The sequence below is a fragment of the Mucilaginibacter sp. SG538B genome (genome assembly GCF_013376065.1).
GTDB classification, from domain to species: Bacteria; Bacteroidota; Bacteroidia; order Sphingobacteriales; family Sphingobacteriaceae; genus Mucilaginibacter; species Mucilaginibacter rubeus.
Genome location: NZ_JABMJI010000009.1, coordinates 22,938 through 40,479 on the forward strand (window position 1 = coordinate 22,938; position 17,542 = coordinate 40,479).

The window sequence follows — 17,542 nt, forward strand, 5'->3', positions numbered from 1 at the left end:
GGTAAGGCAATATTGATAAGTACAAATAATGTAAGCATGGTGCTTACAATAGGCGCAAATAACAGGATCTATCAGTCATACCTTGGTAAACGGCTTTTAAATAACGAAGAAACCGCCCTGGTTCCTGCCGGGAAACATGAAGCCTATATTACAGGCGGAATGGAAGATTTGCTGCAGCCTGCCATCCGTTTAATCCATAATGATCGTAATCCTTCGTTTGAGTTGAGGTACGTTAGCCATACTACAAAAAGCATTGACAACAACGTCAGCGAAACATCCATTCAGTTAAAGGACCCTAAATATCCTGTACATGTAGTTTTGCATTACCAGGCCTTTAACAGGGAAGATATTATAAAAGCATGGACAGAAATCAAAAACAATGAAAAAGGAACAATAACCCTTGAAGATTATGCCTCGTGTATGCTTCATCTGGAAGCTAAGGATTATTGGCTTACTCAATTCCATGGCGATTGGGCATCTGAAATGAGAATGCAGGAAAGCAAACTGACCAGTGGCATAAAGGAGATTGACAGTAAATTAGGTACAAGGGCCGATATGTATCAAACTCCCGTGTTTTTTCTTGCGATGAATAAACCGGCAGATGAAACAACCGGCGAACTGATAGCCGGAACGCTGGCCTGGACAGGTAATTTTAAGTTTCATTTTGAGATAGACGAGCGTAATGCTTTAAGGATTATACCAGGCATTAACACTTATGCATCGGCATATGAACTAAAGAACCGTGAAACTTTTACAACTCCGGCCTTTATTTTTACTTATTCGGCCAGCGGAAAGGGGCAGGCCAGTCGTAATTTACATAGATGGGTCCGCAATTATGGTGTACTTGATGGTAATAAACCGCGCCTTACTTTGCTCAATAATTGGGAAGCTACACACGTTAATTTTGATGAAAAAGAACTGGTTAATTTATTTGATGATGCCAAAAAGCTGGGTGTCGACCTGTTTTTATTGGATGACGGATGGTTCGGGAACAAATATCCCCGAAATAATGACAAAGCCGGCTTGGGCGATTGGCAGGAAGATAAATCAAAATTGCCCAACGGCATCGCTTATCTCGTAAAACAAGCCGAAGCTAAAGACCTGAAGTTCGGGATCTGGCTTGAACCCGAAATGGTGAATCCCAAAAGCGAATTATATGAGCAGCATCCCGACTGGATCTTGAAATTACCAAACCGCGAAGAAAATTATCAGCGGAATCAATTAGTGCTCGATCTTACCAATCCTAAAGTGGCAGATTATGTTTACCATGTTGTGGATGATATGCTAACCAAAAATCCAGGTCTGGCTTATATTAAATGGGATTGCAACCGCAACATGACCAATGCATGGTCTCCATATTTAAAAGACAAGCAATCTGCGTTATATGTTGATTATACTTTAAGCTTGTATAAAATCCTTGACCGCTTGCGCCAAAAATACCCGCATTTTCCAATTATGTTGTGTGCCGGCGGCGGCGGTCGCACAGATTATGGGGCTTTAAAATACTTCACGGAGTTTTGGCCTAGCGACAATACGGACCCATTAGAGCGAGTTTATATACAATGGGGATATAGTAACTTTTTCCCTTCTTTAACCATATCAAGCCATGTTACTTCATGGGGCAAACAATCCATGAAATTTAAAACAGATGTTGCCATGATGGATAAGTTGGGCTATGACATTAAGGTTAGTAAAATGACAGATGACGAACTGGAGTTTAGCAAACAGGCAGTTAAAAACTATAATCGCCTGAGCAATATCATTTGGTTTGGCGATCTGTACCGCCTTATTTCGCCGTACGAGGAGAACCGTATGGTGGCAATGTATGTAAATGATGAAAAATCAAAATCTGTAGTGTTTAATTATAACCTTAACACACGTTATAAAGAAGTGTTTAACCGGGTGCGTTTGCAAGGGTTGGACAGCCACAAATTATACCGGGTAGAAGAGATAAACCTGATGCCTGGCGTCAAATCAAACCTTGCCGAAAACGGCGGTACATTTAGCGGGGACTACCTGATGAAGGTAGGGCTTAGTTTAACTCCCGGGAAATTAATACCCTTAAGCAGTATGATAATCGAAATAAACGCCTCAAATTAGAAACATTTCGTAACACTAAGCTGTTGCCTGTTGGTTAAACAGGGTACGTACAAGTTAATGCAACACCCGTAATAACAGTAGCGCAAACGTTTGCGTACTTTGTAGTAAATTATCATTTTACTATTAAATTTTATCTCTACTTTAGTTTTACCAATTATAGCCCGACAGTGCGTAATCGTGACTTTTACAATATGGTTGTTACAGTTTGACATTGATAAGGGTATTAATAAGATAAATAACGTTTGGGCTTCGTTTTTTTTTCGATAGGTTAGACGTCTAAAAACAATAAATCGGTCTGTTATAAAGTGTATTCGATACACAAAGGTAGTTACAGTGTTATTTACTGTGTTTAATTTTAGTAAACTTAAAGTTTGATGTTTATGCCTGAAGCAATTTCAATGGTGGCATTTCAAAATGGGGATAAGGAAGCTTTCAATCATATTTTTAATATGTTTTATAAGCGGGTGTGTTTTTTTGCTGCAGGAATTGTTAATGAAGATGCTGCTGAAGATCTTGTGCAGGATGCCTTTGTAAAGCTATGGGAACGTCGTTTAAGTTTTGATGGTTTAAATTCAATAAAGGCCTTTTTATACTTAACTACCAAAAACAGCTGCATCAACAGTTATAAGCACCAAAAGGTTGTTGGAAAATTTGAAAGTCGTCAAACTGAAAGCCTTGACGAACCAAACATAATTTACCGCCTTATTGAAGCCGAAGTATTAGAGGAAGTTCAGCAGGCTGTGCAGCAATTACCACAAAGCTATCGTAAAGTAATATACCTTAGCTATTTTGAAGGCTTAAGTAACCAGGAGACTGCCGATTATTTAAATATTTCTATCAATACGGTAAAAACACAAAAAGTACGGAGCCTGCGTATCCTTCGCGAAATTTTAAAGCATTCTCCAACCGCTTTGTTATTACTTATACATAAAGTTTAAGTCCCTTCTTCTCTATAACTCCATTCCCGGGCATTTTCTGCCCCCATAAAAAAATAAAAAAGATCATACCATTGTCACCCGTTTGCTTCCTTTAGTTGTTTGTATGTTATTAAATGGAAAAAAACGAGCGGGACTTTTACGTAGCTGAACTAATCGGCAAACTTTTAAACGGTGATATTTCGCAGGAAGAATACCTATGGTTAAAAGAATGGGTTAATGAAAGTGCCGAAAACAAAGTGCAATTTGAAAAGCTGACAGATGCCGGCTTCCTTGAAAAAAAGCTGGCTTTCTGGGATAACATTGATAACGATAAAGCATGGAATGAGCTGCTGCGGAAATTACCTGAACCGGAATCAGAGTCAGTTCGCCGTTTTAATTATACATCGTTATTGAAGTATGCAGCCATAGTCATCTTGACCTTAAGTATCTCAATTTTATTATATCTCCGGAATGAAAACCGGGTAAAAGGGAATGATAAATCGCAGATAGCTCAAGCCACCATGATCAAACCCGGCAGTAACAAAGCTATCTTAATTTTAGGCAATGGCCAAAAGGTAGCGCTTAAAAATCATACACAGGTATCTATCAACGAGGATGATGGAACTGCAGTATCTAACAAAAACGAAATATTAGCTTACAAACATGCCGGAAAAGCAAATGCCGGACAGCAGGTAATATATAACACCATTGTCGTTCCACGCGGAGGTGAGTACCAACTGGTATTAGCCGATGGTTCAAAGATCTGGATGAACTCTTCTTCTTCATTACGTTACCCAACTTCATTTTCGGGCAGCGAACGCAAAGTTTACTTAAGTGGGGAGGCGTATTTTGAAGTAGCTAAAAATGCCAGAATGCCTTTCATAGTGAAAACTGACAAAGCAGAAGTAAAGGTGCTTGGAACTCACTTTAATGTGAAAGCTTATAACGATGAAGAGCTTTACAAAACTACGCTTTTAGAAGGAGCAGTTAGCGTACAGTCATCTGCTATGATAAATGAGATTAAACCGGGGCAGCAGGTAATAATTAATGGTCAGGGCCAGCAAAAAATCACGAGCGACATTAATGTTGAAGAAGAGGTAGCTTGGAAAAACGGACTATTCATGTTTACTAAGGCCGATATCAAAGACGTTATGCAACAGGTATCCCGATGGTATGATATTGAAGTGGTGTACGAAGGGAAGATGCCAGACCTGCAGTTCTCCGGTCAGCTATCGCGCAAGGTTGATTTTTCAGGCTTTACCAATATATTAAAATACGCCGGGTTAAACTTCACTATTAAGGGTAAAACGGTAATTGTAGCAAAGTAACGACAGGGCTAATGTGTGAGAAGATTAGCGCTTAATATATAACCACAACAACCAATTGTTCACCTAAATTAAAAATGATGAGAAAACAAATACTTATCTCTCCCTAAAAGGAATTCACTCCGCTCGTATTTATAGCCACAGATGTTTATAAATACGATTTTACGAAAAACGAAGATAGTAACCGGGAGTGCTCGTAACACTGCCCGGTAGTATCTGGGTAAACCAATTATCCCTGGAAAGCATAATTGAAATTCAACGTCTAACCCAAACCGTACAAAAGTATGAAATTCATTTCTAAGTCTGTAGCGGGCATGCGGCCTGCTATAACTAAAGTTTTATTGGTTATGAAACTGATTGCCATTATAATGATTACTGTTTTTAGCAGCGTTAGTGCCAAAAGCTTTAGTCAAACAGTTACACTTCATGAAAAAAATGTATCTGTCAAAAAAATTCTCAAATATATTGAAAAACAAAGCGGCTATCATGTAATACTGATAAATGTGAACCCCGAAACAACCCTTGCCGGGACAATAAATATCAATCTTGAACATGCAACGGTTGAAGAGACACTAAATGAGTGTTTTCGCAATAAACCTATTACTTACACCATTATTCAGGGAACTATTATTATAAAAAAAAAGGAGGAAGAGTTAGCAGCGGAAGTAAAGGAAAGCATTGACATTCATGGTAAGGTAATTGACGAAAAAGGACAGCCGCTGCCTGGTGTTAATGTAAAGGTAAAAGGGGCTACGGTAGGAAGCATTACAGGCGCGCAAGGTGAGTATACCATAAAAGTGCCCGATGGGCAGGCGGTATTAGTTTTCTCCTATGTGAGCTTTGAAACACAGGAAGTAGTAGTTGGCGAAAAAAAGGCGATCAATATCACGATGAAAGAAGCTTCAACCAGGCTTAGTGAAGTGATAGTTGTAGGTTATGGAACCCAAAAGAAAGTTGATTTGACAGGTGCCGTTGTTACTGTAACGGGATCGGAACTGAATAAACGAGTGGCTACAGATCCCACTCAATTACTGCAGGGAAAACTACCCGGCTTATCCGTTGTACAAGGTTCGGGCGAAGCCGGTAACGAAGGAACTTCTTTACGCATAAGGGGTACGGGTACTTTCAGCAGCGCAGGCAATTCGCCGTTCATCATTGTTGATGGTTTGCCGGGGAGTATTACAGCCCTCGATCCGCAAAATATTGAATCGGTAACTGTACTAAAAGATGCAGCTTCGGCATCAATATATGGTACGCGTGCTGCAAACGGAGTTATATTAATAACCACCAAGCAAGGCAAGGAGGGCAAAATGCAGCTCTCTTATGATTATAATCTTGGTATCACAAGAGCTTCAGCATTGCCCAACAACCTGATCTACAATTCGGCCCAGTACATGACACTCTGGAACCAGGCCGCAACCAATTCAAATTATCCCAATAAATATAGCGATGCGCAAATCGCACTTTATACTAACCCAACAGATCATACATTATATCCCGATTATAACTGGTTAGATGCCATTTTTAATACAGTTAAGGTGCAAACTCATCATCTGGGTATCACCGGAGGTAGCAATGGCACCACTTATAACGTTGGTTTAGGCTATGTTGATCAGCCTGATGTTATGCTGGGATATTACTATAAAAAATACAATATTCAACTCAACCTCACTTCAAAATTGAACAAGTGGGCAACATTTGGTTCAGCCATTACTTTAAACAGCAGCGAGAGAGGTTACACCTCAAGGGGGAGTCAGGATCAGTTTTTATCTGCTCTGTCACAACAGCCTATGTATGGCCCCATATTACCCGATGGCAGCGGCAGGTATACTAATTCAGTATTCCCCAGTGTTCAAACACCCAACAAAAACCCAATTGCAATTGCCAAAAACGCCATCAACAAACAAAACGATTATTATTTACAAAGCAGTTTTTATTTAAACATTCATTTGTTAAAAGGCCTGGAATGGCGAACTAACGGCGGCTTTAACTTCGATTACAATAAAACTATCGATTTTAAGCCGGTAATTAATCAATACAACTGGTTTGCAAAGCCCGGCGATGCACCTGAACGTACCCTGGATGTAAATGGACAAGGCATTGATGTAACCGATAATAATTCATTTTACCCGGTTGCTTATACACAGTTTACCTATTCACGATCAATTAATAACAATCATAACTTTAAATTACTGGCCGGCACGCAGGTTGAATATAACAAGTCGCAAAACCTGGAAGGGCTCCGTAATTTACCATTTGCATCCAATACATTACAGGAGGTTGATGCCGGGCCCATTGCTTCGCAGCTTACCAACGGCACAAGCAATATTTACTCCTTGCATTCGTACTACGGGCGTTTAAATTATGATTACCAGGAGAAATACCTGTTGGAGGCCAATGCCCGGTATGATGCATCTTCCCGTTTTCCGGCAAACAACAGGTGGGCATTTTTCCCATCGGTATCGTTAGGTTGGGCCGCCACCAAAGAAAAATTCCTGCAAAATGTAAGCTGGTTAAATAATTTAAAGCTACGCGCGTCATTAGGTAATTTGGGGAACCAGAATATCGGCAACTATCCATACCAGGAAACCTATAATTTCAAAAGCTATTATAATAATAAAACAAGCTATGCTTATCCATTTGTAGGCTCCACCGTAACAAGTGGCGTTATCAATAATTCATTAACCAACCCCAATATCAAATGGGAAACTACAAGGGTATTTGATATCGGTACTGATATTACGGTGTTGAACAACAAACTCAGCTTCTCGTTCGATTGGTATGATAAATTAACATCGGGCATTCTCGAAACGGCCACCACACTTACGCCGCTTTACTTTGGCCTTAATGCACCCGTTATAAACTATGGTAAAATGAAAAATACCGGTATCGAAGCGTCTTTTGAATATAACGACCGCTTTGGTAATGTTGGATTTTCATTCGGCGGAAACATTCAGGCCAATAAAAACACTTTAGTTTCCTATGGGGCTCCGGCCATAAGTACAGGAACAAATACCATTAATCAGGAGGGACAACCTTATGGCAGCTTTTATATGCTTAAGTATGTGGGGATTTTTCAATCGGCAGCAGAAATAGCAGCCTCGCCAACGCAGCAATATAATCCGCAGCCGGGTTATATGAAGTATGCGGATACCAATGGCGATGGAAAGGTTGATGACAGCGACCGAGTAATAGTGCCGGGTGCCTATCCTAAATTTAATTACGCTTTTAACACAAGTGTTAACTGGAATAATTTTGATCTTACGGTGTTCTTTTACGGCTCGTATGGGCAAAAATTATATGTTAACGGTTGGGGGATACAACCATTTAACCAGGGATCTCCTCCGCCCAAAGAGTGGTTAAACGCCTGGACACCATCTAACCCAAGCACAACCATGCCTATGGTTTATGTTTTGGGCCAGGGGAACATCAGCAGTAATGCCAATACAGCTTCTACCTATTATTTAAAAGATGCTTCTTTTTTAAGGTTGAAAAACGTTCAGCTTGGCTATAATTTACCTAAGGATTGGGTTAAGCATCTATTTATGTCGGGCCTGCGGATCTATTTTGCCGGAGATAACCTGGTAACGTTCACCAAGTTCCCCGGTCTTGATCCCGAAAGGATAGTATCCAACACAAGGTATGTTACACATCCCCAAAATCAGGTTTACTCTTTCGGGGTAAGGGCTACATTTTAACATTTATTTGAAACGATCATGAAAACAACGATAAAATACTTGATGCTTTTTTTAACAGCCGTTTTAATGGTGAGCAGCTGTAAAAAAGACCTTTTAAATCAGAACCCTCCGGCAGATATTGCCAGCTCCGTTTACTGGAAAACACAAAATGATGCCGACCTTGCTTTAGCGGGGATCTATAGCTTTTTTATCCAGGGTTTTAATTATACCGCGTCCGGAAATACCGGGCAGGGCGTTGGCGCTGGTACGCCATATTGGGATAGCCTTAGTGATAACGCATACAGCGGTGCCTATTCAAATATAGCACAGGGAGCCATAACGCCAACCGTTGGCGGCCTGCAAACAGATGCATATTCAACTGCCTACAGGGCTATCCAGGCATGTAATACTTTTTTGGATAACGTACGTAAAATCAACCTGCCATCTGCAACTTTAAACCAATATTTGGCCGAGGTAAGATTTGTAAGGGCTTACTGGTATTTTACGCTTACCCAATTGTATGGCGATGTTGTTTTATCGCTTCATCAGATCACCATAGATCCGGCGAATACCCAGATGGGAAGGACACCAAAATCTGTGGTGATTGATACCATTTTAAACGACCTTACCTTTGCCGCAAATAATTTACCCAATACTGCTTATTCCGGCCACGCCGTTAAGGGCACTGCTATGGGCTATATGGTAAAAGTATACCTGGCCAGGCATCAGTACCAGCAGGCTGCCGCTACCGCTAATACCATTATAACAGATGGCAAGTTTCAAATTTATAAAGGTGGGTATAGGAATTTATTTTTAAAACCGGGACAAAACGGCAACCCCGAGATCATGTTCTCGGGGCGTTACCAGGTTCCCACGGCTTTTAGCCCGGCAGATTATTTATATACCTATAGTTCAAGTTTCCAGCCTTTAAGTTACCTGGTTAATGATTATGAATGTACCGACGGGCAACCAATCAGTACATCGCCTTTATATAATTCCGCAACACCATATGCTAACCGCGATCCAAGGTTATTGGCTACAATATTAACGCCCGGCGTGTTGTATAAAGGAGGGATCCCTTTTGTTCCGGCGGCTATTGGCGCTTCTGCCGGTTTCCTTAACAAAAAGGGAGTTGATTCCACCCGTGCAACAGTTATAGGCACACAAAGCGATCAGGACTGGGTTTATTTACGCTATGCAGATGTTTTGCTGATGTATGCCGAGGCACAGAACGAGGTTTCCGGCCCTGATGCCACCGTGTATGCTGCAATTAACGCAGTTCGTACCCGCCCCGGAGTAAATATGCCGCCAATACCCACCGGACTTTTGCAGGATGATATGCGTACAAGGATCCGCCATGAAAGGCGGATTGAGCTGGCACTTGAAGGACAACGATATTTTGATTTAAAAAGATGGGCTTGGGATAGGGTAATTATACCAACCATCAAAGACCCGAACGCAACACAGCGAACGTTTCCGCTGAGGGATACTATCTGGCCGGTTCCGCAAACAGAAATTGATATTGCCAAAGCAGTGGGCAACACCGCATTTAAACAAACACCGGGCTATTAATCAAGCTGTAAACGATGAAAATTATTAAAAAAATGAGAGTGGCTATAAGTATAGCGCTCTCTTTGATGGCTTGTTCATCAGGCTTGTTTGCTGCCGTTAATGTAGTTGTTTACAGCCCGGATAAGCAGGTCCGAATGGAAGTATTCAACAAACAGGGAACCATATTTTATACAGTCACTTATAAGAGCCAGCCGGTTGTCAATACATCAGCCATGTCGGTCAGTATTGATCAAACGGCATTAACCAACCGGGCCACTATTACAGGAAGCACAACTTACAGCATAAATGAAACCTATCCATGGTATGGCGTGCATTCAAAAGCTGTTAATCATTTTAACGGTGCAAAAATTAAACTATTACATGGCGAAACCGCTTTTGTACTTGATGTAAGGGTATTTAACGACGCGGCTGCTTTTAGCTTTACAATACCAGGAGATAAAGGTGTTATCCACGTACCAGATGAAGCTACCGCGTTTAATATTCCCGCCGGCAGCACCATTTGGTATCATGACCTTAACGGGCATTATGAAGGCGTGCATACCCATAAACTAATTGACTCTGTAAAAAATGGTCAATGGATAGCTCCGCCTGCCACAATTAAGTTACCCGATAACGCAGGATATGCTTCTATTACCGAGGCCGACCTTAAAAACTACTCCGGGATGGCCTTGCTGGCTAATGGGCAAAGTCAATTGATATTGCAATTAGCTCATCATCATCCCATATCTCATCCTTATGAGCTAAGATATAGTAAAGAAGATATTGATAGGGTTTTAAAGCCTGCGGCAATTAGCGGAACCATCACCACACCCTGGCGTGTGATCATGATCGGTGCTGATCTAAATGCAATGGTTAATTGTGATGCCGTACACGATTTATGCCCTCCGCCCGATAAAAAATATTTTCCTGAAGGAGTCAATACTTCGTGGGTAAAGCCGGGACGGGCAGTATGGCAATATTTGGATGGCGCTGCCGACAAATCGGTGGCCGGTATGAAAGAGTATTCGAGTCTGGCAGCCGGGTTAGGTTTTGAGCACAATATACTGGAAGGGTTTTGGGAAAAATGGAGTGACGACGAGATCAGGGACCTCGTTAATTATTCGCAGCAAAAGGGGGTGAGTATTTGGGTTTGGATGCACTCTAAGGATTTGCGCGATTCAAGCATCAGGCACGCGCGTTTTAAGCGTTGCCATGATCTGGGAATAGCAGGTTTAAAGATTGACTTTTTTGATAATGAAGCAAAAGAGACAGTTGATTTATATCAGGCAATTTTAACAGAGACTGCACAGCTGCATTTACTGGTCGACTTTCACGGATCAAATAAGCCTACCGGGCAATCGCGTACCTGGCCCAATGAGCTTACCCGGGAAGCTGTTAAAGGTATGGAATCAAGCAAGCTGGAAGACAGGGCAACACACAGCACAACGCTGCCATTTACCCGTTTTTTAGCAGGCCCGGCAGAATATACACCGGTACATTTTGGCGACCGCCGTAAAAACACTACCTGGACCAATCAGATAGCCAGCGCGGTTATTTTAAGTGCACCTCTATTAACCTATGCTGCCAATCCTAAAAATCTGCTGGCAAATCCCGGCGCCGACATTATCAAAAATATCCCCTCAACATGGGACGAAACGATTGTATTGCCGTCATCGGCCATTGGTGAGCTGGCAGTTTTTGCCCGGCGAAAAGGCAATACCTGGTTTTTGGCCGTCATGAACGGAACTCAGCCCAGAAACATAAAAATACCGCTTAGCTTCCTCAGCTCGCCTGCTAAATGCACCGATATTCATGATAATCCGGAGAGTTCTGCAACATTGAAAACAGAGCGCTCCGTTGCAAAGCCAACCGATGTACTGTCATTAAGTTTAGGTGTGGGCGGCGGATATGTGGCGAGGTTTAACAAATAATAGCATTCAATAAAAGCCGATACAAAATTATATGAGAAGGATTAAAGGATACATTATACTACTGGTATTTAATTTACTGGGAAGGCCTACTATAATGGCGCAGACTAAGACCGTTACTTTAGACTATTTTTTTAATAATGAATACCGTAAGAATTCCGCAGGTACTTTAGAACGGTATCATTATACCTGGGAGGATCAGAGGAGCAGCGGTTACTCTATTTGGGGAGATGTTTTTAAAAAGAATGGGGCCCTTCTTAAGAGTCTTGAAAGTAAACCGGACGCCCAAAATTTGACTGGGACAGATATTTATATAATAGTTGACCCTGATACCAAAAAGGAAACGGCTAACCCTAATTATATTGAAGCCAGGCATATTAAAGCTATTACCGACTGGGTTAAACGTGGTGGGATACTGGTATTAATGGCGAATGACAGTGCAAACGCCGAATTGCCACACCTCAACAAGCTGGCCGAAAAATTTGGAATTCACTTTAATGATGATTTGTACAAGCACGTTATTGGTACTCAGTTTGAAATGGGCGCTATCACAATTCCGGCAAATGATCCCTTATTTAAAACGGCAAAAAAAATTTATCTCAAAGATATTTCCACACTAAAATTATCGCCCCCGGCGGCGCCATTATTAACTGATAGCTCCCGTGTAATTATAGGTATGGCCAAATACGGGGCAGGTACAGTAATTGCTGTCGGCGATCCCTGGCTGTATAACGAATATACCAACGGACGGCTACCCGCAGCCATGGATTTTGATAACGATAAAGCGGCCGATGATCTGAGCAAATGGCTGATAAATCAAATACCGGCAAAGAAATAAAGGAAACCAGTTTATCCGGAATTCCGGTTTTATAATCCTAAACCGATTATACACATCAATAATTTAAGTCACTTTGAGTTTTAAGTAATGCTTTCAGAAATTGAATTAATCATGTTAATTAAGGCCGGAGATATAAATGCCTTTGATGAGTTTTATAAACGTAATTGGAGGGCTTTGTATCATAGTGCTTATCGTTCAACGGGTTCATCGGACGATGCAAAAGACCTTGTGCAAACTGTTTTTATTAGTTTATGGAATTGCAGGTATAGCCTGCAGCCAGAAAGGTATAATGCCTCTTATCTTTTCAGAAGTTTAAGAAACAGCATCATCAATTTTCATAAAAAGGATTCGGTCAGAAAAAGAGGCATGGATAGCTTGCTGTACCTGGAAGATACAGATCAATATAACCACGAGGATAGCTTAATAGCAAAAGAACTTTCAGCAACGATTGAAGGAGGGATCAGGGAATTGCCCAAAAAAATGCAGGAGGTTTTTATTTTATCGCGGCAGCAAAACTTATCCGTCAATGAAATTTCGGAAACCCTTAATATTACCCCTCGTACGGTCAAGAATCAACTCTCCAACGCATTAAAAATATTACGGACAAAGCTGGGGATTTTTTGAAATGCCCTTTAATAACATGGTTGTTTTCTATTGATCATGAATAGCAGCATTTAATAAAAAATGCAAAATACATCTGGTACCAAAACCAGCTGACCTTGTATATATGGTACAAAGCCAAAAAGACTGCTATAAGCGGTTGAGATAAACTTAAAAAACATTCATAATGATAAAATGGCGCAAGCCCGGTCCAGGTTTTGGGCCCGGAGATGATCATCTTCAGGACGAAAAAGCTATGCGGGCTATAGAGAAGGAAATGCTTCATAACATCCATAAAGAAATTTATGGGAAATGGCATTTTATAAAAACATCGGCCGCCAAATATGCCATTGCCGCCTCATTGGTTTTGATGTGTAGTTCAGCGCTTTTTTACTTTAAATTATCGGTTAAAGATAAAGCAGCTATGATGGCCGTAACCGCAAAAAAAGGCAATCTCAAAACAATAACCCTTCCCGATGGATCAACGGTATGGTTAAACTCGGGTTCAACCATAAAATTCCCCGAACGCTTTGGAAAAACGAGAGAGGTACAGCTTATTAACGGCGAAGCTTACTTTGATGTAAAGCATGATAGCACTTCACCTTTTATTGTTCATTATGGCCGCTTATACGCCCAGGTATTAGGTACTGCATTCAATGTAAAGTTTTACAAAAACATCAGTGACGTAAGGCTAACAGTTACCAGGGGGCGTGTTGCTGTCGGTAACAAAACTGAAACCTTTGGCTTGCTTACACCAGATAAAGAAATGGTTTACGACCAGGAAAAGGCCACCCACCAAATCAGGACAATTGATGCCGAAAAGGTAGCAGCCTGGAAATCAAGCGAGGTCAATTTGTACGGTGTTTCATTTAATGAACTGGTAATGCGGCTGGAAAACACTTATGGTGTTCACATTAACTATAGTCATAAAGAGAATGATCATTTGATAACAACTATTCATTTTTCAAATAATAATACATTATCCTATGTTCTTGACATCATTAAAACCATCCACCATTTAGATTATGTTTTGAAAGGAAAGGAGGTTTATCTGGCAAAAAACGAAAACAGTTAAACCCAAAAAGCCAGTACCCCCGAAGCCGGGCTGCAGGGGCATTGGCAGAGAGTGCAGATATAAATTATTGGCAGGTTCCAAGCTAATCCAATAATTCATATAGTTTTTTAGAATAAAAACCTCGTAAAGATGAAAAAAAAATCAACTAAATTTTTTAATTTTTTCATGAAGGTATCGACGATTGTTATGGTCAGCTCACTGGTATTTTGCCATGTTTTGCTTGCCAAACATGCAACGAGCCAGATCTCGGATTCCCCCGTGAAAATCGTATTTGGTAATGAAACGTTGCAAAGCTCAATTGATAAGCTCGAAAAGCAAACCAATATTAAATTTTCTTATAACCCGGTTGAACTAAGCGGTTACAAAATTGCACCGCGTAAATTCAAAGATGAAGCGTTGGGTAAAATCCTGAATTATTTATTCGCTAAAACCCGTTTGTCATTTAAAGAGATAAATACCGGAATTGTAATTTACGATAAATCAGCTTCCGCCAAACCAAGTGTACTAACCAACAAAACCAATGAGCAAAATATTGAAGCTGCCGATATTACAGTAACAGGTAAAGTAACCGATTCAAATGACGCCCTGCCGGGTGTTTCGGTGAGTATAGAAGGCGGTGGAAGAGGGGTGATCACCGACCCCAAGGGTGAGTATACCATTAAGGTGCCTGCCAATGCTACGCTGATATTTTCTTCCGTTGGATACAAAACACAAAAGATTGCCGTAAACAATCAAACAAGCATCAACGTAACCATGACGGGCGATCTGAAGTCGTTAAGTGATGTTATTGTGGTTGGCTATGGGGTTCAGAAAAAGTCCGACGTAACAGGTTCAATTGTTTCAGTTAGTGAGCAATCGTTGCGTGATGTTCCGGCCGCTAACCTTGGCCAGGCTTTACAAGGGCAGGCCGCTGGTGTGGATATCCAGAAAAGCGGTGGTAACAGCCACCCTGGTGCGTCCCCCTCTATTTTAATCCGTGGAAACAGATCTATAAATGCCTCAAACTCACCACTTATCGTAGTTGATGGGATCCCCTTTAACGGAAGTTTGAATGACATCAATCCTGATGACATAACTTCATTAGAGGTATTAAAAGATGCTTCTTCCACTGCTATTTATGGTTCAAGAGGTGCAAATGGTGTTTTGCTGGTTTCTACACGCAGGGGGAAAAAGGGTGGTCCGGCTGCTGTTAGCTATAGTGCTTATGCCGGTTTCAATAAACCACTGGGCCAGTATAATATCATGAACGGGCCTCAGTTTGAAGACCTCAAAAAATGGGGGCTATATAACGGCAATCCCGGTAAATATACTGGCATTGATGATCCCGCGTTTTTAACCGATGGCTCGTTTGCCCCGCAAGAGGTGGCTTCTATAAAAAGCGGGCGCAGTACCGACTGGCAAAAACTGATCTATAAAAATGGCTTTGTAACAGACCATCAGTTGGGCGTTGCAGGTGGGAACGAACTTACCCAGTATGCCATATCCGGTGGGTACTATAATGAAACAGGCATCTATTTCGGCCAGTCATTTGTTCGTTATTCTGTTAAACTGAGTGTTGATCAGCAATTGGGTAAATATGTAAAGGTTGGTTTAAGCAGCTTAAATACCTTAAGCTATACCAACGGTGAAAACGCGAACCCGCTTGGTCAGGCTTTAAGGGCAAGCCCGCTTTCAACACCATACGATGATGCTACCGGTAAATTAGTAGGTTTTACAGCGGGTAGTGCCAACCAGGTATGGAACCCGCTTGCAAATTTTGTTCCGGGCGCCGCAGTTGAAACCCGTAAAAGGTTCGGGACTTTTACAACAGCGTACCTCGAAGCTAACCTTGCACCCGGCTTAAAATACAGGTTTAATGGCGGTGCCGAAATAAGGCCTGATATTTACGGCAACTACTACGCCAGCGCTACTACCAATAACCTGGGTGGCGCATCAACAGCAAATAACCAAAGTACTTACAGCTATAATTATACGCTTGAAAATATATTGACTTACGATAAAGTATTTGCGCAAAAGCACCATGTGAATTTTACAGGCCTTTACAGTTTACAGGAAAGCCAGTCGCAGTCAAATTCATTTAGCTACAACAATATCCTATCGGATGGTATCCAATATTTTAACCCACAGTACGGCGCAAATTTAAGCGGCTCCGGATCATATTCTAAGTGGGATATCATCTCGTACATGGCTAGGGTAAACTATGGTTATGCCAATAAATACCTGCTTACCTTAACCATGCGTTCAGACGGGTCATCGCGCCTGGCGCCGGGTAATAAATATCATGTATTCCCATCGGCAGCACTTGCATGGAATGTTACCAAGGAGCCGTTTTTGATGAACTCAAACGTACTGTCAAACCTTAAATTAAGAGCGAGCTATGGTACAGTTGGTAATACAGCTATCAATCCTTACCAAACTTTGGGCGCTTTATCATCTGTTAACTATAACTTTGGTTCTACCAACCTTACAGGTGCTTATCCAACCAATGTTCCTAATCCAAATCTAACATGGGAGTATACTTCTACATTAAATGCGGGCGTTGATTTCGGACTTTTCCAGGGACGGGTTACGGGTACGGTTGAAGCCTACCATCAGTATACCAGGTCGTTACTGTTACCATTATCATTGCCGCCAACCTCGGGTATACCAAACAGTATTTTAACTAATGTGGGCCAAACGCAAAATAAAGGGATTGAAGTAAGCATAAGCACCATCAATTTACCCGGTAATGGCAGGAACAGCGTTAGCTGGAGCACCAATTTTAACATCGCATTTAACAGGGGTAAAGTAACCAAATTAGCGAGCGGGGTTACCCAGGATATCACAAACGGTTTGTTTGTGGGGCAGCCCATCAATGCCATATTTGATTATAAAAAAATTGGCATCTGGCAAAATACAGCTGCCGATACTGCCCAGGCTAAAAGCTTAGGTCTTACAACCACCGGTACAGGTTCTGTGATTGGCACTATCAGGGTAGAGGATGTAAATAAAGATGGAAAGATCAGCGCCGCCGACAGGATTGTACTTGGGTCAGATCAGCCAACTTATACCGGCGGTTTTACCAACCGCATAGGGTATAAAGGATTTGATTTTACGGTAGTGGCCGCTTATAGGGTGGGGGGACTAGTCACTTCCAAAATGTTCCAGAGCGGAAGTTTCATTAACACCTTCCAGGGTAATTATAATAACCTGAATGAGGGTTACTGGACACCAACCAATCATCAGAATTACTATCCTAAACCCAATTCTGCTTCAACCAATACGCCTTATTCATCCACTTTAAGTTATTTTGACGGTACCTTTTTAAAAATCAGGAGCCTGGCCTTAGGCTATAATATGCCCGAATCGATAACCAGGCGTATCAGTGCACGGTCGCTAAGAATATATGCTACGGCGCAAAATCCATTTATTCTTTTTTCTCCGTATCGTAATACTTATCATGGTTTGGACCCGGAAACAGCCGGAAGCTTAAACGTTGATACGCCTCCTACAAAGTCATTTACATTCGGTATTAACATGACACTTTAAATT

Annotated in this window: 10 protein-coding genes; all 10 read left to right on the plus strand. The window is 41.4% G+C overall.

Translation table 11 applies throughout. The features are described from left to right. Positions 1-36: 36 nt before the first annotated feature. Positions 37-2,100, plus strand: a complete 2,064-nt coding sequence (locus tag FHW88_RS28950) for an alpha-galactosidase (RefSeq protein ID WP_255485480.1) — start codon at positions 37-39, stop codon at positions 2,098-2,100. A gap of 380 nt (positions 2,101-2,480) precedes the next feature. Continuing rightward, the gene (locus tag FHW88_RS28955) at positions 2,481-3,038 is read left to right on the plus strand and encodes an RNA polymerase sigma-70 factor (protein ID WP_176628974.1); all 558 of its coding nucleotides are present in this window, start codon (positions 2,481-2,483) and stop codon (positions 3,036-3,038) included. Positions 3,039-3,151: 113 nt separating this feature from the next. Then, a complete protein-coding gene (locus tag FHW88_RS28960) occupies positions 3,152-4,345 on the plus strand; it encodes a FecR family protein (protein ID WP_176628975.1) in 1,194 nt (397 codons plus the stop codon). A gap of 281 nt (positions 4,346-4,626) precedes the next feature. Then, positions 4,627-8,040, plus strand: a complete 3,414-nt coding sequence (locus FHW88_RS28965) for a TonB-dependent receptor (RefSeq protein ID WP_218117331.1) — start codon at positions 4,627-4,629, stop codon at positions 8,038-8,040. Positions 8,041-8,058: 18 nt separating this feature from the next. Beyond that, positions 8,059-9,591, plus strand: a complete 1,533-nt coding sequence (locus FHW88_RS28970; protein WP_176628976.1) for a RagB/SusD family nutrient uptake outer membrane protein — start codon at positions 8,059-8,061, stop codon at positions 9,589-9,591. A gap of 14 nt (positions 9,592-9,605) precedes the next feature. Continuing rightward, complete coding sequence (locus tag FHW88_RS28975) at positions 9,606-11,501, plus strand: glycoside hydrolase family 97 protein (RefSeq protein WP_255485481.1); 1,896 nt, start codon at positions 9,606-9,608, stop codon at positions 11,499-11,501. 31 nt (positions 11,502-11,532) lie between these two features. Next, positions 11,533-12,336, plus strand: coding sequence for a DUF4350 domain-containing protein (locus FHW88_RS28980; RefSeq protein ID WP_255485482.1), 804 nt, complete (start codon positions 11,533-11,535; stop codon positions 12,334-12,336). Positions 12,337-12,447: 111 nt separating this feature from the next. Next, a complete protein-coding gene (locus FHW88_RS28985) occupies positions 12,448-12,960 on the plus strand; it encodes an RNA polymerase sigma factor (protein ID WP_175489949.1) in 513 nt (170 codons plus the stop codon). Positions 12,961-13,123: 163 nt separating this feature from the next. After that, complete coding sequence (locus tag FHW88_RS28990) at positions 13,124-14,011, plus strand: FecR family protein (protein ID WP_176628977.1); 888 nt, start codon at positions 13,124-13,126, stop codon at positions 14,009-14,011. Between the two features lie 129 nt (positions 14,012-14,140). After that, complete coding sequence (locus tag FHW88_RS28995; RefSeq protein WP_255485483.1) at positions 14,141-17,539, plus strand: SusC/RagA family TonB-linked outer membrane protein; 3,399 nt, start codon at positions 14,141-14,143, stop codon at positions 17,537-17,539. Positions 17,540-17,542 lie beyond the last annotated feature (3 nt).

What these genes read in the sequence shown, in the direction of transcription:
- FHW88_RS28980 (WP_255485482.1), top strand. Translation starts at nt 11,533, where the DNA reads ATGAGAAGGATTAAAGGATACATTATACTACTGGTATTTAATTTACTG.
- FHW88_RS28970 (WP_176628976.1), top strand. Translation starts at nt 8,059, where the DNA reads ATGAAAACAACGATAAAATACTTGATGCTTTTTTTAACAGCCGTTTTA.
- FHW88_RS28955 (WP_176628974.1), top strand. Translation starts at nt 2,481, where the DNA reads ATGCCTGAAGCAATTTCAATGGTGGCATTTCAAAATGGGGATAAGGAA.
- FHW88_RS28965 (WP_218117331.1), top strand. Translation starts at nt 4,627, where the DNA reads ATGAAATTCATTTCTAAGTCTGTAGCGGGCATGCGGCCTGCTATAACT.
- FHW88_RS28975 (WP_255485481.1), top strand. Translation starts at nt 9,606, where the DNA reads ATGAAAATTATTAAAAAAATGAGAGTGGCTATAAGTATAGCGCTCTCT.
- FHW88_RS28960 (WP_176628975.1), top strand. Translation starts at nt 3,152, where the DNA reads ATGGAAAAAAACGAGCGGGACTTTTACGTAGCTGAACTAATCGGCAAA.
- FHW88_RS28950 (WP_255485480.1), top strand. Translation starts at nt 37, where the DNA reads ATGGTGCTTACAATAGGCGCAAATAACAGGATCTATCAGTCATACCTT.
- FHW88_RS28985 (WP_175489949.1), top strand. Translation starts at nt 12,448, where the DNA reads ATGTTAATTAAGGCCGGAGATATAAATGCCTTTGATGAGTTTTATAAA.
- FHW88_RS28995 (WP_255485483.1), top strand. Translation starts at nt 14,141, where the DNA reads ATGAAAAAAAAATCAACTAAATTTTTTAATTTTTTCATGAAGGTATCG.
- FHW88_RS28990 (WP_176628977.1), top strand. Translation starts at nt 13,124, where the DNA reads ATGATAAAATGGCGCAAGCCCGGTCCAGGTTTTGGGCCCGGAGATGAT.